The sequence below is a fragment of the Pseudooceanicola sp. DL12 genome, assembly GCF_056270665.1.
In genome coordinates this window covers 4278270-4302484 of sequence record NZ_CM149884.1, presented here as the reverse complement: position 1 = coordinate 4302484, position 24215 = coordinate 4278270, and the positions used below count along the sequence as shown (strand labels likewise).

Here is a 24215-nt window from a genome sequence, read left to right as displayed (position 1 = left end):
GAGAGGCGCGATGGACACGATCTTTGCCCTGGCTTCGGCTCCGGGCAGGGCCGGGGTATCCGTGGTTCGGATGTCCGGCCCTTCCGTTTTACCGGCTCTTGAACAGCTGGGCGTCTCGGCGCCGGCGCCGCGTCAGGCGATCCTGCGCAATATCCGTGATGAACGGGGTGATCTGCTCGATCAGGCACTGATCCTGCATTTCGCAGCTCCGGCCAGTTTTACCGGGGAAGATGTCGTCGAACTGCATTTGCACGGCAGCCCGGCGATCATCACCTCGGTCCTGCGGGTTCTGGGCGAAATGCCGGGCCTTCGCATGGCCGAAGCCGGCGAATTTACCCGTCGTGCGCTCGAAAACGGCAAGATGGACCTCGCTCAGGTCGAAGGTCTTGCCGATCTCATTGATTCCGAGACCGAGGCGCAGCGCCGCCAGGCACAGCGTGTCTTTTCCGGCAAGCTCGGCGATATCGTTCAGACCTGGCGCGCCGACCTGATCCGCACCGCGGCTCTGCTAGAGGCCACGATCGATTTCGTCGATGAAGATGTGCCCGTGGACGTGCGCCCCGAGGTGCGCGAGCTGCTTGCGAAAACCCGCGACAGCCTGAAGATCCAGGCCGAGGGCGCCGCCGTGGCCGAACGCGTGCGCACCGGTTTCGAGGTCGCCATTCTCGGCGCGCCGAACGCCGGAAAATCGACCTTGCTCAATTGCCTTGCGGGCCGCGATGCGGCGATCACGTCATCGGTTGCCGGCACCACACGCGACGTGATCGAGGTGCGGATGGATCTGAAGGGGCTGCCTGTCACGCTCCTCGATACCGCCGGTCTCCGCGAAACCGAGGACGAAGTCGAAGCCATCGGCATCGAGCGCGCCCGCAGCCGTGCAAAGCTTGCCGATCTGCGCATCTATCTTCTAGAGCCCGGCGAAGATCCCCAGTTCGACCTCGATGCCGAGGATATCGTGCTGCATGGCAAGGCCGACATCACCGGCGATCCCGAGGGGATCAGCGGCGCGACGGGGCAGGGGGTTGATCGTCTTGTCTCGCGACTGTCCGAGATTTTCGCGACCCGCACCGCACTCGTTGCCACGGCCACGCGGGAGAGGCACCGTCTGGCCATTTTCCGCGCGCTGGAGTATCTGGGCCAGGCGGAATCGCTGCTGGACAATCCGGCCTATGGTGAAGACGTGATCGCCGAGGAACTTCGCTCTGCTATCCGGGCCCTCAATTCTCTGGTAGGACTCGTCGACGTCGAGTCTCTTCTGGACGAGATCTTCTCCAGTTTCTGCATCGGCAAGTAGGAGTTGTTTCACGTGAAACATTCGGAATTCGATGTTGTCGTCGTTGGCGGTGGCCACGCGGGTTGCGATGCGGCCCACGCCGCCGCGCGCACAGGTGCCAAAACGGCGTTGGTGACATTGAAAATGGAGGGTATCGGCGTGATGTCCTGCAATCCGGCCATCGGTGGCCTGGGCAAAGGGCACCTGGTGCGCGAAATCGACGCCCTCGATGGTGTCATGGGCCGCGTGGCCGACAAGGCCGGGATCCAGTTCCGTTTGCTGAACCGGCGCAAGGGGCCGGCCGTTCAGGGGCCGCGGGCCCAGGCCGATCGTGCCGTCTACCGTGCCGAAATGCTGCGGGAAATGACGAATTTCCCCGGTTTGAGCGTGATTCAGGGTGAAGTTGTCGATTTTCGCATGGATGGCGGCCGCGTTGCCGGCCTGATCCTGGCCGATGGCAGCGAGATTTCCGCCCGCGCCGTGGTCCTGACCACCGGCACCTTCCTGCGCGGCATCATCCACATCGGGGATCAGCACTATTCCGGCGGCCGCATGGGCGACAACGCCGCAAACCGCCTCGGTGAACGCATGGATGGCTTCGGGCTGCCGCTCGGCCGTCTGAAAACCGGCACGCCGCCGCGTCTCGACGGCAAGACGATCAACTGGGATATCCTCGAGGAACAACCGGGCGATGAAGAGCCGGTGTTGTTCTCCTTCCTCAGCACCTCGGTCAATCTGGCCCAGGTGCCCTGCGGCATCACCCATACCAACGCGAAAACGCACCAGATCATTCGCGACAATCTCTCGCGATCGGCCATGTACGGTGGCCATATCGAGGGGGTAGGGCCCCGCTACTGCCCTTCGATCGAGGACAAGGTGGTGCGTTTCGCCGACAAGGAGTCGCATCAGGTCTTCCTGGAACCTGAAGGGCTGAACGACGACACCGTTTATCCCAACGGGATTTCCACTTCGCTGCCTGCCGATGTGCAGGAGGATTACGTGCGGTCGATGAAGGGCCTGGAAGAGGTCACGATCCTTCAGCCGGGCTATGCCATCGAATATGATTACGTCGATCCTCGCGCGCTCGACACGCGCTTGGCGCTGCGGGATGTGCCCGGGCTCTTCCTAGCCGGTCAGATCAACGGCACCACGGGCTATGAAGAGGCGGCGGCCCAGGGGCTGGTGGCCGGGCTGAACGCGGCGAGAGCGGCGCTCGATCTAGATCCTGTGGTTTTCGGACGCTCTGACAGCTATATAGGCGTCATGATCGACGATCTGACGACCCGCGGCGTCTCGGAACCTTACCGGATGTTTACCTCGCGTGCCGAATATCGTCTGTCGCTGCGTGCCGACAACGCGGATCAGCGCCTGACCGAAGTAGGCATTGCCGCCGGCCTCGTTGGAGAACGGCGCCGCGCAGCCTTTGCCGAGAAGATGGAGAAGCTCTCCGCCGGGCAGAAGATCCTCGAGGAAACGGTCGTGACGCCCAAGGTTCTGAACGGCAATGGCATCAAGGTGGGCGAAGACGGGAAACAGCGCAGCCTCTACCAGGTTCTGGCGTTCCCGGAGGTCGAGATACAGCATATGGTGTCTATCGAACCTCAGCTTGAAGTGCTGGATCAGGATACCCGCGAGCAGCTGAAAAAGGATGCCCTTTACGCCACCTATATCCAGCGCCAGCAGCAGGATGCCGCTGCGCTGAAAAAGGACGAGGCGCGCGGCATTCCCGATGATTTCGACTATGCGCTTCTCGAAGGGCTGTCGAACGAGCTGAAGAGCAAGCTCGTGCGTATTCGCCCCTCGAATCTGGGGCAGGCGGGCCGGATCGAAGGTATGACGCCGGCGGCTCTGGCGCTGATCCTGGCCCGGCTGAACAAGGAAAAGCGGGAAAAGACGGCGTGAGCAGGCATATCCTGGAACAGAGTGTTTCACGTGAAACATTCCGCAAACTCGAGATCTACGCCGATCTGCTGATCCAGTGGAATCCGAAGATCAACCTGGTCTCGAAATCCACGATCCCGGATCTCTGGGATCGTCACATGCTCGATTCCGCTCAAATTTATGAAAATGCGCCAGAGAAATTCGCTTCCTGGCTCGATATCGGCAGCGGCGGTGGCTTTCCCGGCCTGGTCGCCGCCATCTACGCCGCAGAGAAACAACCCGAAGCGGCGTTCACGCTGATCGAATCGGATCAGCGCAAATGCGCTTTCCTGCGCACTGTCGCGCGGGAATGCGGGCTGAAGGTGACCGTCACCGCGAAACGCATCGAGGCCGTCGATCCGATCGGCGCGGATGTGCTCTCTGCGCGGGCACTTTCCGCGCTGCCAGAGCTGCTGGACTTCGCGGATCGGCATCTCGCTGCCGATGGCGTGGCACTTTTCCCCAAGGGCGCCCGCTGGAAAGAGGAAGTTGCCGCCGCAGAGGCGCATTGGCGCTTTCGCTGCGAGGCCCTGCCGAGTAAAACGGAAACCGAGGCCGTCATCCTGAAAATCGGAGGAATCGAACGTGTCCAGCCTGCTTGATATGCGTGGTCCCCGGATCATCGCGGTTGCGAACCAGAAGGGTGGGGTCGGCAAGACGACAACGGCCATCAACCTCGGCGCCGCATTGGCAGAGCAGGGTATGCGCGTGCTGCTGATCGACCTCGATCCGCAGGGGAATGCTTCCACCGGCCTGGGGATCGAATCCGATCGTCGCGAGAATTCCGCCTACGAATTGCTGCTTGAAAATGCCGCCCTTCAGGAGGTGATCCAGCCGTCCAGCGTCGAGGGGCTCGATATCGTGCCCGCCACCGTCGACCTCTCCTCTGCGGATATCGACCTCGTGGCCAATGAAAAGCGGTCCTTCCTGCTCCATGATGCCTTGAGGCAGCAGGCGATGGAGGATTACGCCTATGATTTCGTGCTGATCGACTGCCCGCCGTCGCTCAGCCTGCTGACGGTCAACGCCATGGTGGCCGCGCATTCCGTTCTGGTGCCCCTGCAGAGCGAGTTTTTCGCCCTGGAAGGTCTGTCCCAGCTGATGCTGAGCGTCCGGGAAGTGCGCCAGAGCGCGAACCCGGGCCTGAAGATCGAGGGGATCGTTCTGACGATGTACGATTCCCGCAATAATCTCAGTCAGCAGGTCGAGGAAGACGCGCGCGACAACCTCGGCGACCTGGTCTTCCGCACCATCATCCCGCGCAACGTCCGGGTCAGCGAGGCGCCGTCCTTTGCGGTGCCGGTGCTGGAATTCGACAGCCTCTCGAAAGGGGCGATGGCCTATCGCGCACTGGCCCAGGAATTGCTGAAGAGATACGAACCCGCAGCGGCCTGACCGAGGAGAGAGCAGTATGGAAAAGAAGAAGACACGCGGCTTGGGACGCGGGCTGTCGGCCCTGATGGCGGATGTGAACCCCGAGGAGACCGCAGCAGCCGGGAATTCCTCTCGCAGGCCCGACATGATGGTGCCGATCGAGAACGTGGTACCAAATCCTGATCAGCCGCGGCGGACATTTACCCCTGCACAGCTGCAGGAACTGTCGGCTTCCATTGCAGAGAAGGGCGTGATCCAGCCCCTGATCGTGCGTCCGAAGCCCGATGCACCGGGCAAGTACGAGATCGTTGCCGGGGAACGCCGCTGGCGCGCCTCGCAGATGGCACAGCTGCACGAGCTGCCGGTGATCGTGCGTGATTTCGACGATACCGAAGTGCTCGAGATCGCGATCATCGAGAACATCCAGCGCGCCGATCTGAACCCGATCGAAGAGGCGGCCGGCTATCGACAGCTGATGGAGAAGTTCGGCCATACGCAGGAAAAGATGGCCCAGGCGCTCGGCAAGAGCCGCAGCCACATCGCAAACCTCCTGCGCCTGCTCAGCCTGCCGGAAGAGGTGCGCGAACTGCTGCAGGACGGGCAGCTCTCGGCGGGTCACGCCCGCGCCCTGATCACCTCGGACGACCCTGTGACCCTGGCCTATCGCGTGGTCGACAACGGCCTCTCCGTGCGGGCCACGGAGCAGCTGGCCAAGAAAAAGACCCCTGAGGAGGGCGCCAAGGCCCCGAAGGCGCCGAAGTCGATGACCGAAAAGGATGCCGACACCCGCGCGCTGGAGGCCGATCTCTCGGCCGCGCTCGGGATGAAGGTTTCCATCGACCACATGCCGGGGCAGGGCTCTGGCAAGCTGACGATCAGCTACGGTTCCCTGGAGGGGCTCGACGACCTCTGCCAGATCCTCAGCGCTTCGCGCTAGGCCGGGTCCAGAGGAAGGTCAGCACCGCCACGAGCGTGATCCCCTGGATCACCAGCAGCAGCGGTCGCAGCCCCATCATGATCGAGATCAGGTAGACGCCTCCCACCATGACGGTGGCGAGGCGTTTTGCCTTCAGGGAGATGGCGCCGCTCTCGTGCCAGTCGCGGATCGCCGGGCCAAAGGTCGGGTGATGCACCAGCCAGTCGTGCAGCCGCTCCGAAGAGCGCGCGAAACAGAAGGTGGCGAGCAGCATGAAGGGCACGGTGGGCAAAAGTGGCAGCACCACCCCGATCAGGCCCAGCCCGAGGCAGAAAAACCCGGATATGAGCCAGAACACCCGCATTCCCTATGAATCCAGCAGTTTGTTTAAGATCGCATTTAGAAGCATACGGCCCTGATTTGTAACGAAAATCTGCGATTTTTCGCGTTTCAGAAGATCCATCTCGTCGAGCTCGTTCAGAATGCCTGTGTCGATGGGCGTTCCGCTCAATCTCTCGTACCGGTTCAGATCGATCCCTTCCAGCAGCCGCAGCCCCATCAGCAGGTACTCCTGCGCCTGCTCCGGTCCGGACAGCGCATCGCGCACCACGTCGCCGGATCCGGCCTCGGCGGCGGTGATCCACTTGCCGGGGGCGCGGTGCGCCTCGGTGGCGTACTTCTGCCCGTCGATGGTCACGCGGCCATGGGCACCGGGCCCGACGCCCACGTAATCTCCGTAGCGCCAGTAGAGCACGTTGTGCCGCGACCGGGCACCATCACGGGCATGGTTGGAGACTTCGTAGCAGTCAAAGCCATGGGCCGCCGTCACCTCCTGGGTCAGCTCGTACATGTCGGCGGCCAGGTCATCCTCGGGCAGGCCCTTCAGCCCGCCGCGATTGTAGCGGTCGCCAAAGGCCGTGCCCTGTTCGATCGTCAGCTGGTAGAGCGACAGGTGGTCGATGGCCAGTGACAGCGCCCGGTTCAGCTCGTCCTCCCAGGCGGCGAGGGTCTGGTCCTGCCGTGCATAGATCAGGTCGAAGCTCACGCGGTCGAACTGGTTGCGGGCCACGTCGAAGGCGCGCAGGGCCTCGTCGACGGAATGCAGCCGCCCCAGGCGCCGCAGGTCGGCATCGTTCATCGCCTGGAACCCCATCGAGACCCGGTTGACCCCGGCCATGGCATAGCCACGGAACCGCTCCGCCTCCACCGAGCCCGGATTGGCCTCCAGCGTCACTTCCACGTCGTTCGCCTGGGGCCAGAGCCGCCGTATGGCGCTCAGGATGCCCTCCACGGTGGCAGGTTCCATCAGCGAGGGGGTGCCGCCCCCGAAGAAGACGGATTGCACCACACGGCCCTGTGTGAGGGCCGCGTGGCGTTCCAGTTCGGTGATGTAGGATTTCAGCCAGCGGGCCTGGTCGACCCTGTCCCAGACATGGGAGTTGAAGTCGCAATAGGGGCATTTCGACTGACAGAAGGGCCAGTGGACATAGATGCCAAAGCCCGCGTTCTGCCAGTCGTCAAATGCCGCCACCTCACTCAAAGCAGGTCTTCAGCTTGGCAAAGGCATCCGCGCGGTGCGAAATGCTGTTCTTTTCGTCCGGATCCATCTCGGCAAAGGTGATGTCGTAGCCTTCGGGCACGAACATCGGATCATAGCCGTGGCCATGGTCTCCGCGCATGGGCCAGGTCAGGCTGCCGGGCATCTTGCCGGCAAAGATCTCGTCGTGGCCATCGGGCCAGGCCAGGCAGAAGGTACAGTTGAACGTGGCCGTGCGGGGCAGGGGCGCGTTCTTCTCTTCCAGCTTGTCCCAGACCTTCTTCATCGCCATCGGAAAATCGCGGCCCTGCGGCGTCTCGGCCCAGTCGGCGGTATAGACCCCGGGCGCCCCGTCGAGCGCATCGACCGAGATCCCGCTGTCGTCCGACAGCGCCGGCAGGCCGGTGGCCTTGGCGGCGTAATGCGCCTTGATCCTTGCATTGCCGACAAAGGTATCCTGGTCTTCCACGGGCTCTTCCAGCCCGTGATCGGCGGCCGAGGTCACGGTGATGCCGAAGGGCGCCAGAAGCTCCGAGATCTCGCGCAGCTTGCCCTTGTTGTGGCTGGCAATCACCAGCTCCTTGCCGTCGAACTTACGCATTGCAGGCCTCTTTCTGGATCGCGACGAGCTCGCTCACGCCCTTTTCGGCCAGGTCGAGCAGCTCGTTCATCTGGGCGCGGGAAAACACCGAACCCTCTGCAGACATCTGCACTTCGATCAGGTTTTTCGACCCCGTCATGATGAAGTTTCCGTCAACGCCGGCTTCGCTGTCCTCGGGGTAATCGAGGTCGAGCACCGGCTGGCCCGCGTAGATCCCGCAGGAAACCGCGGCCACCGGATCGATCAGCGGATCGGTGATCACCTCGCCGGTCTTCATCAGCTTGTTGACCGCCAGGCGCAGCGCGACCCAGCCGCCGGTGATCGAGGCACAGCGGGTGCCGCCATCGGCCTGGATCACGTCGCAGTCCACGGTGATCTGGCGCTCGCCCAGGGCCACGCGGTCGACGCCGGCACGCAGCGAACGGCCGATCAGGCGCTGGATTTCCACCGTGCGGCCACCCTGCTTGCCCATGGCGGCCTCGCGGCGCATCCGGCTCGAGGTCGAGCGCGGCAGCATGCCGTATTCCGCCGTCACCCAGCCGAGGCCCGAGCCCTTGATGAAGGGCGGCACGCGGGGTTCGATCGTGGCCGTGCACAGCACGTGGGTGTCGCCGACCTTGATCAGGCAAGAGCCTTCCGCATGTTTCGTTACGCCTGTTTCGATTGAAACCGGGCGCATTTCGCCTAAATCTCTTCCTGAAGGTCGCATAAAATTCCCCTTTTGATGCGACCCCAGATATTCAAGCCGGTGGTGGCATGGCAAGCCCCGTTGACCTTTCCGCGGGGCAGACTTTAATGACATTCCGGTACAGGCTGTGGGCATGGCAGAGACAAACTCGATCCTAGACGAGATGAACGACCGCTCGCGCGAAGTGTTTCGCCGCGTGGTCGAAGGCTACCTGGAGAGCGGCGAGCCGGTTGGGTCGCGCACCCTGACCCGCATGATGAGCGAGAAGGTCAGCGCCGCCACCATCCGCAACACCATGCAGGATCTCGAGTACATGGGCCTGCTGGACAGCCCCCATGTCAGCGCCGGCCGCGTGCCCACGCAGCAGGGGCTGCGCATGTTCGTGGATGGCCTGCTCGAGGTCGGCGACCTGGGCCAGGAGGACCGCCAGAAGATCGATGCCACCGTCGGCAACGGCGGCGACGTGGGCGCCATGCTCGATCGCATCGGCTCGGCCCTCAGCTTTGCCACGCGGGGCGCCTCGCTTGTGCTGGCGCCCAAGCACGAGGCCCCGATCAAGCACATCGAATTCGTCGGTCTCGGCGGGGATCGCGCCCTGGTGGTGCTGGTCTTCGGCGATGGCCACGTGGAGAACCGCATCTTCACGCCGCCGCCGGGTCAGACCCCCAGCTCGATGCGCGAGGCGGCGAACTTCCTGAACTCGATCATCGAGGGCGAGACGATCTCGGATGTGCGCCGGATTGTTTCACGTGAAATAGAGGCCCGCCGTCAGCAGATCGACGGGCTTGCCGCCGCGCTTGTGGAAAGCGGCCTGGCGGTCTGGGGCGGTGAGGGCGAGGGCGAGAGCCAGGAAAGGCTGATCGTCCGCGGCCGCTCCCATCTGCTCGACAGCGAGGAAGCGGACCTCGACAGGATCCGCATTCTCTTCGACGATCTGGAGCGCAAGCGGGACATTGCCGAGTTCCTGGAGCTGACCGAGGAGGGCGAAGGCGTTCGCATTTTTATCGGGTCGGAGAACAAACTTTTCTCACTTTCGGGTTCCTCTTTGGTGGTGTCTCCCTATATGAACGCGGATCGAAAGATTATCGGCGCGGTCGGGGTCATCGGGCCCACGCGGCTCAACTATGGGCGGATCGTTCCGATAGTGGATTACACGGCACAGCTCGTGGGGCGGATGATTTCCGACCGCAGCTGAGCTGGCGATAGAGGTGAAGTATGGCAGAGCCGAAAGACGAGGAATTCCTGGACGATCTGGAGCAGGCCGAAGCAGAGGCCTACGAGATCGATGAGGAAGAGATCGACGCCGAAGAGGCCGAGCTGGAAGCGCTGAAAGCGGAACGCGATGCGCTGAAGGACAAGTTCATGCGTGCGCTTGCAGATGCGGAGAACTCGCGCAAGCGGGCCGACAAGCAGCGCCGCGAAGCCGAGATGTACGGCGGGTCGAAACTGGCCCGCGACATGCTGCCGGTCTACGACAACATGAAACGTGCGCTCGAGGCCGCCGGCGACAAGAACGAGCAAAACGAAGCGCTTATCGAGGGGATCGAGCTGACCATGCGCGAGCTGGTCAACACCTTCCGCAAGCACGGGATCGAGCCGATCGCGCCCGAGGTGGGCGACCGTTTCGACCCGAACCTGCACGAGGCGATGTTCGAGGCCCCGGTGCCCGGCACCAAGGCCGGCGACATCATCCAGGTCTCGGCCGAGGGCTTCATGATCTCCGACCGCCTGCTGCGTCCGGCGCAGGTGGGCGTAAGCTCGAACCCGGCCTGACCGGGGCCTGATAGGGGCCTGATTTCCGGCTGCGCCGGAGCCTCCGGCGGGGATGTTTGAGACAGGAAAATGAGAATGGGGCGCCCCGCGGTAAGCAGGGCGCCCCTTTTCACATTCCTCGCGGGCCTATTCGTCCCGTGCGGCATCCTTCAGCCGATAGAGCATGTCCAGGGCCTCGCGCGGGGTCAGGTCGTCCGGATTCGTCTGCGCCAGCATCTCGGCCACCTGGGCGTAATGCGCGGGCACCGGGGCGGCCCTTGCCGGTGCCGCGGCCACGGCGGCAAAGAGCGGCAGGTCGTCGATCACCGCGCGCGGGTTGCCGCCGCCGGTGCGCGCGTTTTCCTCCAGCGAGGCCAGGACGTCGCGCGCCCGGGCCACCACGCTCTCTGGCAGGCCGGCCAGCTTGGCCACCTGCACGCCATAGGAGCGGTCGGCGGCCCCCATGCGCACCTCGTGGAGGAAGATCACCTCGCCCTCGTATTCGCGCACTGCCACGGTGGCGTTCTCCACCCCGTCCAGCCGCTTCGCCAGGTCTGTCATCTCGTGGTAATGGGTGGCAAAGAGCGCCCGAGAACGGTTGACCTCATGCAGGTGTTCCAGCGTTGCCCAGGCGATCGAGAGACCGTCGTAGGTGGCCGTGCCGCGCCCGATCTCGTCGAGGATCACCAGCGCGCGGTCGTCCGCCTGGTTCAGGATTGCCGCCGTTTCCACCATCTCCACCATGAAGGTCGAGCGCCCCCGGGCCAGGTCGTCGCTGGCGCCGACGCGGCTGAAGATCTGGCTGACCAGCCCGATATGCGCCGAAGTGGCGGGCACGTGGCTGCCCATCTGCGCCAGCAGCGCGATCAGCGCGTTCTGCCGCAGGAACGTCGACTTACCGGCCATGTTGGGGCCCGTCAGCAGCCAGATCGAGGCCTCGCCCTCGCGTGCCGAGAGGTCGCAGTCGTTGGCGATGAAGGGCGCGCCCTCGCGGCGCAGCGCCTGTTCCACCACCGGGTGGCGCCCGCCGGTGATCTCGAGTGCGCGCGAGCTGTCGACCTCGGGCCGGGTCCAGTCCTCGGCGCGCGACAGGTCGGCCAGCGCGGTGGCAAGGTCGAACTCGGCCAGCGCCTGTGACAGCTGCGTGATCGCCGGGCCGTCGTCCAGGATCCGCTCGCGCAGGTGGGCATAGAGCCCCTGTTCGATGCCCTGCGCCTGGCCGGCCGCATTCAGGATGCGCGTCTCCAGGCTCGACAGCTCAGGCGTGGTGAAGCGCACCTGGTTTGCGGTCGTCTGGCGGTGCTTGAACTGCTCGGAATGGGGCGGGTTCAGCATCTTGTCGGCATGGGTGGCCGTCACCTCGACGAAATAGCCCAGCACGTTGTTGTGCTTGATCTTCAGCGCCGAAATGCCGGTCTGCTCGGCGTATTCGCTCTGCATGCCGGCGATGATTCCGCGGCCCTCGTCGCGCAGCCGGCGCACCTCGTCCAGCTCCTCGTCGAAGCCCGGCGCGATGAACCCGCCATCGCGCGCCAGCAGCGGCGGTTCCGCCACCAGCGAGGCATCCAGCAGCGACAGCAGCGCCTCGAGCCCGGTCAGCCCCTGGCTTGCCCGGCCCAGCAGCCCTGGCAGCTGGGCATCGGCCAGCCGCACCGCGATCACCCCGGCCTGGCCGAGGGCATTGCGGATCGCCGCCAGGTCACGCGGGCCGCCACGATCCAGCGACAGCCGCGACAGCGCCCGGTCTAGGTCGGGGACCTTGCGCAGCATCTCGCGCAGGTCAGCGGCGAGCCGGGGATGCTGGATGGCGAAATCCACCGCGTCCAGCCGCTCGGTGATGGTGCCCAGGTTGCGCGAGGGCGAGGAGATCCGCCGTTCCAGCAGCCGCGCGCCAACAGCCGTCACCGTACGGTCGATGGACGACAGCAGCGACCCGGCGCGACCGCCGTTCATCGCATGGGTCACCTCGAGGTTTCGCCGCGTTGCAGCGTCGATCTGTACGGTACCGTCCAGTGCCTCGCGCTGCGGTGCGCGCAGCAGAGGCAGCTTGCCCTTCTGGGTGATCTCCAGATAGTCGACCAGCGCCCCCATGGCCGAGATCTCGGGCCGGGTGAACTGCCCGAAGCTCTCCAGCGTGCCGACGCGGAACAGGTCGGTCAGCCGCTTGGCGGCACCCGCGCTGTCAAAGCTCGCCTTCGACAGCGGCGTCAGGGAAATACCGAACTCCTCGACCAGCGTTCGCAGCTCGGTCTCCTCGCCATCGCTCACCAGCAGCTCCGAGGGCGACAGCCGCGCAAGCTCCGGCCCCAGCTTGACGCGGGCCAGCGGCATGACGTGGAAATCGCCGGTAGAGATATCGACCCAGGCCAGGGCGCTCTCATTCCGTACGGTGCCGTATGCAGCAAGGAAGTTGTGGCGCCGTGCCTCCAGCAGGCTGTCCTCGGTCAGCGTGCCGGGGGTGACGAGGCGAACCACGTCGCGTTTCACCACGGATTTCGCGCCGCGCTTCTTGGCTTCGGCCGGGTCTTCCATCTGTTCGCAGACGGCGACGCGGAAGCCCTTGCGGATCAGCGTCAGCAGGTAGTTTTCCGCCGAATGTACGGGTACCCCGCACATGGGGATGTCTTCGCCAAGGTGCTTGCCGCGCTTGGTCAGGGCGATGTCCAGCGCCGCCGAGGCCGCCTCGGCATCGTCAAAGAACATCTCGTAGAAGTCGCCCATCCGGTAGAACAGCAGGGCGTGCGGATATTGTTCCTTTATTTCAAGGAATTGCGCCATCATCGGTGTGACTGCGGCAGCGGTATTCATGGGGCCCCCGGACTGGTTTGGCACAAGGTACAAATTGCCGCCGCGCAGCGAAAGTCGAAACCTCCCGAAGGCGTGTCGAGCATTGAGAAGCGACCGCCCGTTGTGTAAGAGGCTCTGGCCCTGAAGGAGAATGTCATGAGCAAGTCGAGGATCAATCGCGAAGACGCGCTGGCCTTTCACCTGGAACCCACGCCCGGCAAATTCGAGATTCAGGCCACCGTGCCGATGACGACCCAGCGGGACCTCAGCCTGGCCTACAGCCCCGGCGTGGCCGTCCCCTGCGAGGTGATCGCCGAACAGCCCGAGACGGCCTATGACTATACCAACAAGGGCAACCTGGTGGCCGTCATCTCCAATGGTACCGCGGTGCTCGGCCTCGGCAACTTGGGCGCGCTGGCCTCCAAGCCGGTGATGGAAGGCAAGTCGGTGCTCTTCAAGCGCTTCGCCGACGTCAACTCGATCGACATCGAGCTCGATACCGAGGATCCCGAGGAGATCATCAAGGCGGTCAAGCTCATGGGCCCGACCTTCGGTGGCATCAACCTCGAGGACATCAAGGCGCCCGAGTGTTTCATCATCGAGCAGCGCCTGAAGGAGGAGATGGACATCCCCGTCTTCCACGACGACCAGCACGGCACCGCCGTGATCTGCGCCGCCGGCCTCATCAATGCGCTGCATATCTCCGGCAAGAAGATCGAGGACGTGAAGATCGTGCTGAACGGGGCAGGGGCCGCCGGCATCGCCTGCCTCGAACTGCTCAAGGCGATGGGCGCGCGCCATGACAACTGCATCATGTGCGACACCAAGGGCGTGATCTACCAGGGCCGCCAGGAGGGCATGAACCAGTGGAAGTCGGCCCATGCCGCCGCCACCGATGCCCGTACCCTGGCCGAGGCCATGGAGGGTGCCGACGTCTTCCTCGGTGTCTCGGTCAAGGGCGCCGTGACCCAGGAGATGGTCAAGAGCATGGCCCCGAACGCCGTGATCTTCGCCATGGCGAACCCCGACCCCGAGATCACCCCCGAGGAGGTCCACGAGGTCCGCGAGGATGTCATCGTCGCCACCGGCCGCTCCGATTACCCGAACCAGGTCAACAACGTCCTGGGCTTCCCCTATCTCTTCCGCGGGGCGCTCGACATCCACGCCCGCGCGATCAACGACCAGATGAAGATCGCCTGCGCCGAGGCCCTGGCCGGGCTGGCCCGCGAGGACGTGCCCGACGAGGTCGCCCTGGCCTATGGCAAGGCGCTGACCTTCGGCCGGGACTACATCATCCCCACGCCCTTCGATCCGCGGCTGATCTGGCGCATCCCGCCCGCCGTGGCCCAGGCCGGCATGGAAACCGGGGCCGCCCGCCGGCCCATCGTCGACATGGAGGGCTATACCGCCACGCTGCGCGCCCGCCTCGATCCCACCGCCTCGATCGTCCGCGGCCTGCATGCCCGCGCCCGCAACGCCCAGGCCCGCATGATCTTTGCCGAGGGCGACGATCCCCGGGTGCTCCGCGCCGCCGTCTCCTATCAGCGCTCCGGCTTCGGAGAGGCCATCGTCGTGGGCCGCGAGGCCGACGTCCGTGAAAAGCTGAACGCCGCCGGCCTCGGGGATGCCTACGACGACCTGCGCATCGTCAACGCCGCCAACACCGAGCATCTCTCCGACTACAAGGCCTTCCTCTACGACCGGCTGCAGCGCAAGGGCCACGACATGCAGGACGTGCACCGCCTTGCGGCCCGCGACCGCCATGTCTTTGCCGCGCTGATGCTGGCCCATGGCCACGGCGATGCGATGATCACCGGTGCCACCCGCAAGTCGGCCCACGTGATGGAGGCGGTCAACCACGTCTTCGACGCCGACAGCGAGCATGGCGCCGTCGGCACCACCGCCATCCTGCACAAGGGTCGGATCATCCTGATCGGCGACACCCTCGTGCATGAATGGCCGGACGAAAACGACCTGGCCGATATCGCCGAACGCTCCGCCGAGGTCGCCCGTGACCTGGGGCTGGAGCCCCGCGTGGCCTTCGTCTCCTTCTCCACCTTCGGCTACCCGGTCTCCGAACGCGCCGAAAAGATGCACCTTGCCCCCAAGGTGCTGGAGAAACGCGGCGTCGATTTCGAGTTCGAGGGCGAAATGACCGTCGACGTGGCGCTGAACGCCCGTTCGCGCGCCCATTACCCCTTTGCCCGGCTCACCGACAACGCCAACATCCTCGTCGTGCCCGCCCGCCATTCCGCCAGCATCAGCGTGAAACTGATGCAGGAAATGGCCGGTGCCACGGTGATCGGCCCGATCCTGTCGGGCGTCGACAAGCCGGTACAGCTCTGCTCCACCGGCTCCACCGTGAACGACATCGTCAACATGGCCGTCATGGCCGCCTGCAAGGTCAAGTAACATGGCAGTCTGGAACCTCGGCTCGATCAACGCCGACCTGGTCTTTCGCGTCCCCCACATGCCCGCCCCGGGCGAAACGCTGATGGCCACCGGCCACCAGCGCGGCCTGGGCGGCAAGGGCGCGAACATGGCAGTCGCCGCGCATCGGGCCGGGTCCACCGTGCACCACATCGGCGCCGTCGGGGCCGATGGTGTCTGGATGAAGGACCGCATGGGCCAATACGGTGTCCTCGTCGAACACGTGGCCGAGCTGCCGGGCCCCAGCGGCCAGGCCATCATCTACCTCGACGAGGAGGGCGAGAACGAGATCGTCATCCTCGCCGGCGCCAACCGCGAGATCACCGGCGAGATGCTCGCTGCCGCCATGCAGGCCGCCGCCCCCGGCGACATCGCCGTGACCCAGAACGAGACCAGCCAGCAGCGTGCCTTTGCCGAGGCCGCAAAGGCCGCCGGCCTGCGCATGGCCTATGCCGCCGCCCCCTTCGAGGCCGCGGCGGTTTCGCAGGTGCTCGACCTGCTCGACATCCTGGTGATGAACGAGGTCGAGGCGCAGCAGCTCGAAGCGGCGCTGGGCCTCAAACCCGAAGCGCTGCCCGTGGCCCATGTGGTGATCACCCTGGGCGCCAGGGGCTGTCGCTGGATCGACACCGCTGCCGGCACCGCCCGGGATTTCCCCGCGCCAAAGGTCACGCCCGTCGATACCACCGGCGCCGGCGATACCTTCACCGGCTACCTGCTCGCCGGCCTCGACCAGGGGCTCGACATGCCCGCGGCCCTCGACCTCGCACAGCGCGCCGGCGCGCTCATGGTCACCCGCGTCGGCACCGCCGACGTGATCCCCACCCGCGCCGAGCTCTGATCACCGGCCCCTCCTGACGAAAACGTGAGGCACCTTTTCGGTGCTTCACGTGAAACCTTTCGCGCCTGCTCTCGTGTCTTCCTGCAACCGGGTCCTCCGATCCGGGTCACGCAATCAACAGAGAGAGACCCGAAATGAACCGCATTCTTGCCAGTACCGCCGCCGTCCTGCTCCTTGCCACCCCCGCGCTGGCCGATGATCACGCCATGCCCATGGTAAAGGCCATGGACCAGGACGTCTCGAACGGCGTGGTCAGCGCCTCGATGATCATGGCCCCGGAAAACGGCTGGATGGTGGTGCACCGCACCGATGCCGAGATGGCCCCCGGCCCGGTGGTGGGCTATGCCCCCCTGCGCGCCGGCGAAAACACCGATGTGGCCGCCCTGCTGCAGGAAGATGTCATGCCCGGCGAGATGCTGATGCTGATGGTCCATTCCGAGGCCGGCGGCATGAAGACCGGCATGTTCGAATACACCCTCGGCGCCAGGGAAGACGGCCCCATCAAGCCCGACGGCAAGCTGGTGATGACCACGATCACCGCAAGGTAGGCGCGGGATCGCGGCTCTGCATGCCAATGGAATATTGCGCCAGCTGCTGGCGGCGCGTGTCATGCAGGGCCGATGCGCGGTCAAAACGCCACGGCCCTGTGCTACACATCGCGACGGACCGCCTTCGCGTCTTCAAATTGGAGAAATTTGCTAAGATTGTGTACTTATTGACCTCGCCTTAAACGCCGTCGAGCCCATAGTTTGATGTCAGGTCGGCCGACTTCCACAACTTGGCCGAGCAGCGGGCAAGACGAGGGATGGCAATGTCGTTCAATAGGAATACTATTTTAGAAAATGTTTGGCGCATTGTTCTGACTTGTAGCCGTATCCTTTGGTCATGGTCTGGCCAGCTATGGAAGTGGTTTCGAGCCCGGAGTCTGTTTGTCCAATTCCTGATTGTCTTCCCGGTTCTTACTGGAGTGCTCGTTGTGCTCTTGATTGGCAATATGGGACTCGCTCTCCTGGGCACAGCTATTGCGTTACCAGCTTTCGTGGTTGGCTGGATCATCGCGGTTTCAGTTCTTATCTTCGGTCGGGCTGGACAGATCATCCTGCGCGACCGGCGCTGACGGTAGAACTTTTTTGGGGAGCGCCCCTACCTGACGTTCAGACCTTCCGCACCACCAGGTCGACCAGCGCCGACATGCCGGCGTGTCCGGCCCCCTCGTTCAGCTCGGTCTCGTAGCTCTTCAACTCCAGGATCTCCTGCCCTGCGAAGGTCTCGCGCAGGAACGCCTCGGTATAGAGGTTTTCCAGCTTGCCCGGGCCCCCGGTGCGATATTCGAGCTGCTTCGGCGTGTAGCCATGCAGCAGGATCAGCCCGCCGGGTGCCGTGGCATCGCTCATGCCGGCAAGCATCTCGTCGCGCAGGCCCGGCCCCGCGAACTGGATGAAGATCCCAACCACGGCATCGTATTGCCTTGCCGTCCAGGGGTATCCCTCGGCCTGGGCATGATGGAAGTCGACCTCGACACCGCGCGCCCGGGCCAGGCCGCGCGCCTTTTCCAGCCCCACGGCAGAGCCGTCCCAGGCGGTCACCTTCACCCCCTGTTCGGCCAGGTAGACCGAATTGCGCCCCTCGCCGTCGGCGACGCAGAGCGCGCTCTGCCCCGGGGCGATCAGCCGGGCATGGGCGCGGATGAACTGCGATGGCTCGGTCCCGAAGATGAAATCTTCGGTGTCATAGGGGGTGTCCCAGAATGCGGGCATGGGCGGTGCTCCTCTTGTCTGCCAGAAAGCTACGTATTCAGAAGAGAGAATTCAAACCCGCGCAAATCCGGCACCGCATCCCGCGCTCGACACGCCTCTCCACCGGCACGGTGAAGAGGCGCCCACGAGGTAGCAAGATTGACGCGGCTGCTGCACACGTCAACGTCACGTCTGGGCGAACTAGGGCGGGATCATTGTTCGGCAAGGGCAGGGGGCTCTGGCGCCCCGTCGCTGGACGTCGACGAATGATAAGGGAGAGGTGGCTCTGCCCCCCCGTCGCCGGATGGCGACGAATGATAAGATAGAGGGGGCTCTGCCCCTCGTCGCCGGACGGCGACAAATGATAAGATAGAGGGGGCTCTGCCCCCGTCTCCTGCGGAGCCTCCCCCGGGATATTTATGGCCAGATGACGGGGAGCCGCGCGCTCTTTCATCTGGCCCGAAATATCCCCGCCGGAGGCTTCGGACTCCGCGCGCGGAGTCCGAAATCGCACCGACGCAATACCGACGCGATACCGACGTAATACCGACGTTGGAATCCGGCCTTTTCAGGCACTTATGAATTTTTACCATCCGGTCCAAAATGGGAGTTTCGACCGACGACCGGGCATGAAAAACGGCGCCACAGGGGGCGCCGTTTCAGGATCGTTCGAAAGGGGGCGGATCAGCCTTTGACGCGCTTGTTCCGGGCCGCCAGCAGCTTCAGGCGCAGGGCGTTCAGCTGGATGAAACCGGCGGCGTCCTTCTGGTCGTAGGCGCCTGCATCCTCTTCGAAAGTCACGTGTTTTTCCGAATAGAGAGAGTAATCGGACCAGCGTGCAACCGTGCGGGCAGAACCCTTGAAAAGCATCAGCTTGACGGTGCCGGACACGAATTCCTGGCTCTTGTCGATCAGCGCCTGGAGCATCTCGCGCTCGGGACTGTACCAGAAGCCGTTGTAGATCAGCTCGGCATAGCGCGGCATGATCGAGTCCTTCAGGTGGCCGGCACCGCTGTCGAGCGTGATCTGCTCGATCCCCCGGTGTGCCTCCAGCAGGATCTCCCCGCCCGGCGTCTCGTAGACGCCGCGGGACTTCATGCCGACGAAGCGGTTTTCAACGAAGTCGAGGCGCCCGATGCCGTGCAGCTTGCCCAGCTCGTTCAGCTTGGTCAGCACCGTGGCGGGGCTCATCTCGACGCCGTTGATGGCAACCGCATCACCTTTTTCGAATGTGATTTCAATGTATTGCGGTGCGTCAGGCGCGGTGACGGGATCGTCGGTCCGCTGGTAGACATAGTCGGGGGCCATCTCGCCGGGGTTCTCGAGAACCTTGCCCTCGGAGGAGGTGTGCAGCAGGTTCGCGTCGACCGAGAAGGGCGCTTCGCCGCGCTTGTCCTTGGCGATCGGGATCTGGTTCTGCTCGGCAAAGGCCAGCAGTGCGGTGCGCGAGTGCAGGTCCCATTCGCGCCAGGGGGCGATCACCTTGATGGCCGGGTTCAGCGCATAGGCGCTGAGTTCGAAACGCACCTGGTCGTTGCCCTTGCCGGTGGCGCCGTGCGCCACGGCGTCTGCGCCGGTTTCTGCAGCGATTTCAACGAGGCGCTTGGAAATCAGAGGTCGCGCGATCGAGGTCCCCAGCAGGTATAGCCCCTCGTAGACGGCATTGGCGCGGAACATCGGGAAGACGAAATCGCGCACGAATTCCTCTCGGACATCCTCGATGAAGATGTTCTCGGGCTTGATACCCAGCATCTCGGCCTTCTTGCGGGCCGGCTCCAGCTCTTCGCCCTGACCGAGGTCAGCGGTGAAGGTTACGACTTCGCAACCGTACTCGGTTTGCAGCCATTTCAGGATGATCGAGGTGTCGAGGCCGCCGGAATAGGCCAGGACGACTTTCTTTGGCGCGGACATGCTTTTGTTTCCTTATTCAGGTCTGCCGCGCGATAGCGGGTTTTCGCACACGAGGCAAGCCGATGCCCTTGTTTTCATGTCCTTCGGGTTGACCCTCCGCCTGTCGCCGCCGATCTTGGCGCCAAGTCCAGAGGGAGAGGCCAGAAATGATCGGGTGGAAGATCTTCGTGCAGTCGTTGCGGCTGGTATTTGCCAACATCGGAATGGCCTTCCGCATCTCGGGGGTGCTCTATCTGATCGGAGCCGTGGCACAGGTTCTCTACGTGGAAACCGACAGCAGCCTGACTGCATCCGATGGGACAACCACTCTGTCTGATCCCACCGGTAGTGACCTTCTGATGTTGCTGCTCTCTGTAGTGGTTCAGGCCCTGGTTTATCTATGGATTGCAGTGGCCTGGCACCGTTTTGTCCTGCTGAGAGAGACACCGTTGGGCCTCATCCCCGCTTTTGACGGTGACCGGATGGTGGCCTATCTGGGCCTGGGGCTGCTGATCTCCCTGATTGTCGGTCTCGTCGCTGCCGTGCTGCTGATGCTCGGTATCGGTCTTGCCGCGGGCAGTGGCAGCGCCGCGCTGTTGGGGCTTGTGATGGCCGTCGTCATCGCGGTGGCTGCGATGATCTTCTATCGCCTGAGTGCGGTTCTTCCGGCGTCGGCGACCCATAACGGTATCGGGATCCGCCAGGCCTGGGAGAAGACCACCGGTGCCTCCGGCACTTTCATCTTGCTGGCCATCATCACCTCTCTTGCGTCGATTTTGCTGCAACTTCCGATGCTTGCCGGCGCCGCACCCGGCTCGCTCCTCAGCCTGATCTACAATTTGGTGGTGCAATGGTTCATACTGATGGTGGGTCTGTCGATCATGACCACGATCTATGGTCATTATGTCGAGGGGCGCAGCATCGATTGAACGTCAGGCCGCATCCCCCTTGCCAATGCTGCGCGCTTGCGCCAGTCATCCTGCATGGATCAGTTTCAGACAGCCGCCAAGGACGCCATGCAGGCCATGCGCGAGGTTTTCCCCGCGACGCCGCTGATGCGCAACGATCATCTTTCCGCCAAGTACGGGGCGGACATCTGGCTGAAGCGCGAAGACCTTAGCCCGGTCCGCAGCTACAAGCTGCGTGGGGCTTTCAATGCCATGCGCAAGGTCATGGCCAGCACGCCGGATGTCAGCGCCTTTGTCTGTGCCAGCGCCGGTAACCACGCCCAGGGCGTCGCCTTCATGTGCCGGCATTTCGAAGTGCCCGGCGTTGTCTTCATGCCGGTCACGACGCCGCAACAGAAGATCGACAAGACGCGGGTTTTCGGTGGTGAATTCATAGAGATACGTCTGATTGGCGACTATTTCGACGATACTCTGGCCGAGGCTCAGCGCTACTGCTCGGACACCGACGGACATTTCCTTGCCCCCTTCGACGATGCAGACGTGATGGAGGGTCAGGCGACGGTCGCGGCCGAGATCGAAGCGCAATTGCCGGAGCTTGCCGACATGATCGTGCTGCCGGTTGGTGGTGGGGGGCTCTCCTCGGGGATTCGAAGCTATTTTGGCGACCGGATGCAGCTGCGGTTTGTCGAACCGACGGGCGGGCAGTCCCTGCGTGCGGCCATCCAGGCGGGCGAGCCGGTGACCCTGAAAAAGGTGGATTCCTTTGTTGATGGTGCGGCCGTGGCCCGCATCGGGGCGCGTCCCTTCGAAGTTCTCCGTGATGTTAAAGTCGAAGAGGTTCTGGCGGCTCCGGAAGACCGGATCTGCATCACCATGTTGGAGATGCTGAACGTCGAAGGTATCGTTCTGGAACCTGCCGGTGCACTCTCGGTCAATGCGCTCGAGGATCTGAAGGATCAGATCGCCGGCAAGCGTGTAATTTGCGTAACCTCTGGTGGAAACTTCGATTTCGAGCGTCTGCCCGAGGTCAAGGAGCGGGCGCAGCGCTATTCCGGTGTGAAGAAGTACTTCATCCTGCGGCTGCCGCAACGCCCGGGCGCCCTGCGCGATTTTCTCGACATTCTGGGTCCGGAAGACGATATCAGCCGGTTCGAGTACCTCAAGAAGTCCGCACGCAATTTCGGTTCGGTCCTGATCGGGATTGAAACGAAAAAGGCGGAGAATCTCGATGCGCTCTATGCGCGAATGGATGCCGCCGGATTTACCTATCGTGACATCACGACCGACCCGGTCCTGTCCGAGTTCCTGATCTGATCAGGCGGCAAGTCGGGTGTCCAACTCGGCCATGAAGAGCGCCTTGCTGGCCTGGTAGCACAGGCGGATGCCGCCGAGCGAGACCTCGTCGCCGTCTCCGGTGGCCGCCATTTTCTCGCCATCGCTGCACAAGTGCGCAAACTCGAAGAATCCCAGGTTCAGCGCGCTGCCCTTGAGGGCGTGCAACTGGGATTCCAGGGCCGGTCCGTGTGCCAGATCCGCAAGGATAACTTCGACTTCCTCAAGGAACAGCTCGACGACATCACCGAAGTCCTCGGCACCGATATCATCTCTGAGATCCGTCACCTGCTTCCAGGAGATCATGGTGCTCAACCTTCTCGAATAGCCTTTCCACGATCCGAACACTGGGTCGAAAGGCTTAACCTGGGCTGAATTAACCCGCACAAATTGATGTTTAAGTGCCTCTTAAACCTGTCCCTCTATTCGGGTCGTTCGGTGTACCTTCTCGGTACGGACGTTCGCGCGGTAATTTCGGAAGGGCCAGGTGCAGGTTGATTTGAGCAAAACGGCACAGGAGGCGCAGGGGGCGTCGGATCCGGCACAGCTGCGCCGGGTCCTCGTGGTCGATGACAGTCGCCTGCAGCGGCGAATCCTCACCAATCTCCTCACCGGCTGGGGCTATGAGGTACTCGAGGCAGAGGGCGGCAAGGAGGCGCTGGATCTGTGCCGGGAAACACCACCCGACCTGGTGATCAGCGACTGGATGATGCCGGGGATGGATGGGCTCTCCTTTTGCAAGGCCTTTCGAAAGATCGAGCGCGAGCAGTACGGATATTTCATCCTGCTGACTTCCAAGAATGAGAAATTCCATGCCGCCGAGGGCCTTGATGCCGGGGCGGATGATTTTCTTACCAAACCGGTGAACAAGGCCGAGCTGCGCGCGCGTCTGAACGCGGGGGAGCGGATCCTCGACATGCAGCGGCAGCTCACCGAGAAGAACCGCATCATCCGGCAAACTCTCAGCAAGCTGCAGGCGGCGCATGACATTATCGACAATGACCTCATCGAGGCCAAGAAGCTCCAGCAATCTCTGGTGCGCGAGAGGTTCCGGGATTTTGGGGCAATGCGGCTCTCGCTTCTGCTCCGGCCGGCCGGGCGCGTAGGGGGCGACCTCGTAGGGTTCTATCCGATCAACGAGACGACTTTCGGGTGCTTTGCGATCGATGTCTCTGGGCATGGCATCAGTTCGGCCCTGATGACTGCGCGGTTGGCCGGCTATCTTTCTTCAGCCGCACCTGAGCAGAACGTGGCCCTGCGCCCGCTCCCGGACGGTGGCTTTGAAGCCCGCTCTCCGGCGAAGGTCGTGCGCCACCTGAACGAACTGGTTCTTGGTGAGGTCGAGACCGAACATTACTTCACCATGGTCCTTGCGCATATGGATCTTGCGACGGGCGAACTGTCGATGGTGCAGGCTGGCCACCCGCATCCTGTGCTGCACCGTGCCGACGGCAGCCTTCAGGAGGTTGGGCACGGAGGCGTGCCCGTCGGGCTGCTGCCCGATGTCGGCTTCGAGGAATTCCGCGTTCAGATGCAACCCGGCGATCGCCTGCTGATCCAGTCCGATGGCATCATCGAATGCCCGGACGAGAACGGCACCCTGCTGGGCACCGACGGGCTCGAGGTGATCATGCAGGAGTTACGTGGGCTGGAGGGCAATGCCTTGCTCGAGGCGCTGGTCTGGAAGCTGGGTGAATACGCCGGGGTAGAGGAATTCCCCGACGACATCTCCGCCGTGCTGATGGAATATTCAGGGCCGCTCGTTGAGGGCGGCTGATCGGTCAGAGCAGGTTGGCCAACAAGGCACGGTCACCCTCGCTTGCCGTTAATTCGGCAGCCATCTCGGGTGCCAGCCAGAGCGCGGTGTGGTCCGGTTCCATCGGAACGGTTCTTTGACAGAGAATCGGGCGGGCAAGGAATATATGACAGATCTTTTCCGCCATGATGTCGTATTCCGGCATGAACACGAACCGACGATATGTACCGAGGCGTCGCGGGTTCGCGATGGACCAGCCGGTTTCCTCCCAGACCTCGCGATGCAAAGCCTGCACGGGTGACTCTCCCGGATCGATACCGCCACCGGGCAGCTGGAACTCGGGCTCCGGGGTCGACTGGAAGGTCATCAGTAGCCTGCCCTCGCGGGGCAGGATGGCATATGCGCCGGGGCGAAGCGTGTAATTTTGCCCGGAAACCGGGGGTTTTCCATAACGGCGCATGGTCTATCCCTTGA

The 24215-nt window shown here is 63.5% G+C and carries 22 protein-coding genes; 13 read left to right on the top strand and 9 right to left on the bottom strand.

Going from position 1 to position 24215, the window contains the following annotated elements; all coding sequences use genetic code 11:
* Positions 1-10: 10 nt before the first annotated feature.
* Genes mnmE through AC0WR5_RS20095 form a run of 5 tightly spaced genes read left to right on the top strand, consistent with a single transcriptional unit; the run spans position 11 to position 5504 of the window.
* On the top strand, positions 11-1294 hold the full coding sequence (gene mnmE, locus AC0WR5_RS20115; RefSeq protein ID WP_475865661.1) for a tRNA uridine-5-carboxymethylaminomethyl(34) synthesis GTPase MnmE: 1284 nt from the start codon (positions 11-13) through the stop codon (positions 1292-1294).
* Positions 1295-1306: 12 nt separating this feature from the next.
* Positions 1307-3175 carry a tRNA uridine-5-carboxymethylaminomethyl(34) synthesis enzyme MnmG gene (gene mnmG, locus AC0WR5_RS20110; RefSeq protein ID WP_475865659.1) on the top strand — a complete coding sequence of 623 codons (1869 nt, stop codon included), beginning with the start codon at positions 1307-1309 and terminating at the stop codon, positions 3173-3175.
* The gene (gene rsmG, locus AC0WR5_RS20105; protein ID WP_475865657.1) at positions 3172-3795 is read left to right on the top strand and encodes a 16S rRNA (guanine(527)-N(7))-methyltransferase RsmG; all 624 of its coding nucleotides are present in this window, start codon (positions 3172-3174) and stop codon (positions 3793-3795) included. Before mnmG ends, rsmG begins: the two co-directional genes overlap by 4 nt.
* A gap of 1 nt (position 3796) precedes the next feature.
* The gene (locus tag AC0WR5_RS20100) at positions 3797-4588 is read left to right on the top strand and encodes a ParA family protein (RefSeq protein ID WP_475869080.1); all 792 of its coding nucleotides are present in this window, start codon (positions 3797-3799) and stop codon (positions 4586-4588) included.
* Between the two features lie 16 nt (positions 4589-4604).
* A complete protein-coding gene (locus tag AC0WR5_RS20095) occupies positions 4605-5504 on the top strand; it encodes a ParB/RepB/Spo0J family partition protein (RefSeq protein WP_475865655.1) in 900 nt (299 codons plus the stop codon).
* Here the strand turns inward: AC0WR5_RS20095 and AC0WR5_RS20090 are convergent.
* The 4 genes from AC0WR5_RS20090 to rph are packed head-to-tail and all read right to left on the bottom strand — an operon-like array spanning position 5488 to position 8330.
* Positions 5488-5847 carry a YbaN family protein gene (locus AC0WR5_RS20090; protein WP_475865653.1) on the bottom strand — a complete coding sequence of 120 codons (360 nt, stop codon included), beginning with the start codon at positions 5845-5847 and terminating at the stop codon, positions 5488-5490. The two genes, AC0WR5_RS20095 and AC0WR5_RS20090, sit on opposite strands and share 17 nt — an antisense overlap.
* 3 nt (positions 5848-5850) lie before the next feature.
* Entirely contained in the window at positions 5851-7023 is a 1173-nt protein-coding gene (gene hemW / locus AC0WR5_RS20085; RefSeq protein WP_475865650.1) for a radical SAM family heme chaperone HemW, read from the bottom strand.
* Positions 7016-7621, bottom strand: coding sequence for an RdgB/HAM1 family non-canonical purine NTP pyrophosphatase (gene rdgB / locus AC0WR5_RS20080; RefSeq protein ID WP_475865648.1), 606 nt, complete (start codon positions 7619-7621; stop codon positions 7016-7018). Before rdgB ends, hemW begins: the two co-directional genes overlap by 8 nt.
* Positions 7614-8330 (bottom strand): ribonuclease PH, encoded by a 717-nt coding sequence (gene rph, locus AC0WR5_RS20075; protein ID WP_475865647.1) that lies wholly within the window; start codon positions 8328-8330, stop codon positions 7614-7616. Before rph ends, rdgB begins: the two co-directional genes overlap by 8 nt.
* Positions 8331-8442: 112 nt before the next feature.
* Here rph and hrcA point away from each other — a divergent pair, with 112 nt between their 5' ends.
* Together hrcA and AC0WR5_RS20065 are read left to right on the top strand one after the other, a co-directional pair.
* Positions 8443-9504 (top strand): heat-inducible transcriptional repressor HrcA, encoded by a 1062-nt coding sequence (gene hrcA / locus AC0WR5_RS20070; RefSeq protein ID WP_475865645.1) that lies wholly within the window; start codon positions 8443-8445, stop codon positions 9502-9504.
* Positions 9505-9524: 20 nt separating this feature from the next.
* Positions 9525-10082, top strand: a complete 558-nt coding sequence (locus AC0WR5_RS20065; RefSeq protein WP_475865644.1) for a nucleotide exchange factor GrpE — start codon at positions 9525-9527, stop codon at positions 10080-10082.
* Positions 10083-10208: 126 nt separating this feature from the next.
* On the opposite strand, the gene mutS is transcribed toward AC0WR5_RS20065, so the two are convergent.
* Entirely contained in the window at positions 10209-12869 is a 2661-nt protein-coding gene (gene mutS, locus AC0WR5_RS20060) for a DNA mismatch repair protein MutS (RefSeq protein ID WP_475865643.1), read from the bottom strand.
* A 135-nt stretch (positions 12870-13004) separates the two neighbouring features.
* Here mutS and AC0WR5_RS20055 point away from each other — a divergent pair, with 135 nt between their 5' ends.
* The 3 genes from AC0WR5_RS20055 to AC0WR5_RS20045 all read left to right on the top strand — a co-directional run bounded on the left by AC0WR5_RS20055 (position 13005) and on the right by AC0WR5_RS20045 (position 16667).
* A complete protein-coding gene (locus AC0WR5_RS20055; RefSeq protein ID WP_475865642.1) occupies positions 13005-15260 on the top strand; it encodes an NADP-dependent malic enzyme in 2256 nt (751 codons plus the stop codon).
* 1 nt (position 15261) lies between these two features.
* A complete protein-coding gene (locus tag AC0WR5_RS20050) occupies positions 15262-16119 on the top strand; it encodes a ribokinase (protein WP_475865640.1) in 858 nt (285 codons plus the stop codon).
* A gap of 134 nt (positions 16120-16253) precedes the next feature.
* Positions 16254-16667, top strand: a complete 414-nt coding sequence (locus AC0WR5_RS20045; RefSeq protein WP_475865639.1) for a DUF7282 domain-containing protein — start codon at positions 16254-16256, stop codon at positions 16665-16667.
* Positions 16668-17273: 606 nt separating this feature from the next.
* On the opposite strand, the gene AC0WR5_RS20040 is transcribed toward AC0WR5_RS20045, so the two are convergent.
* Together AC0WR5_RS20040 and AC0WR5_RS20035 are read right to left on the bottom strand one after the other, a co-directional pair.
* Entirely contained in the window at positions 17274-17876 is a 603-nt protein-coding gene (locus tag AC0WR5_RS20040) for an SAM-dependent methyltransferase (protein WP_475865638.1), read from the bottom strand.
* A 663-nt stretch (positions 17877-18539) separates the two neighbouring features.
* Positions 18540-19766 carry an argininosuccinate synthase gene (locus tag AC0WR5_RS20035; protein ID WP_475865636.1) on the bottom strand — a complete coding sequence of 409 codons (1227 nt, stop codon included), beginning with the start codon at positions 19764-19766 and terminating at the stop codon, positions 18540-18542.
* Positions 19767-19912: 146 nt separating this feature from the next.
* Between AC0WR5_RS20035 and AC0WR5_RS20030 the strand changes: the two genes are divergently transcribed.
* Entirely contained in the window at positions 19913-20674 is a 762-nt protein-coding gene (locus AC0WR5_RS20030; RefSeq protein WP_475865635.1) for a hypothetical protein, read from the top strand.
* A gap of 54 nt (positions 20675-20728) precedes the next feature.
* Positions 20729-21967, top strand: coding sequence for a threonine ammonia-lyase IlvA (gene ilvA / locus AC0WR5_RS20025; protein ID WP_475865633.1), 1239 nt, complete (start codon positions 20729-20731; stop codon positions 21965-21967).
* Here the strand turns inward: ilvA and AC0WR5_RS20020 are convergent, their stop codons facing one another.
* On the bottom strand, positions 21968-22291 hold the full coding sequence (locus tag AC0WR5_RS20020) for an Hpt domain-containing protein (protein ID WP_475865631.1): 324 nt from the start codon (positions 22289-22291) through the stop codon (positions 21968-21970). It abuts the gene before it with no gap.
* Between the two features lie 193 nt (positions 22292-22484).
* On the opposite strand from AC0WR5_RS20020, the gene AC0WR5_RS20015 reads away from it, so the two are divergent.
* On the top strand, positions 22485-23762 hold the full coding sequence (locus AC0WR5_RS20015; RefSeq protein ID WP_475865630.1) for a PP2C family protein-serine/threonine phosphatase: 1278 nt from the start codon (positions 22485-22487) through the stop codon (positions 23760-23762).
* Between the two features lie 4 nt (positions 23763-23766).
* On the opposite strand, the gene AC0WR5_RS20010 is transcribed toward AC0WR5_RS20015, so the two are convergent.
* Positions 23767-24201: an NUDIX hydrolase gene (locus tag AC0WR5_RS20010; protein ID WP_475865628.1), complete on the bottom strand. Its 435-nt coding sequence runs from the start codon at positions 24199-24201 to the stop codon at positions 23767-23769.
* Positions 24202-24215: the final 14 nt, after the last annotated feature.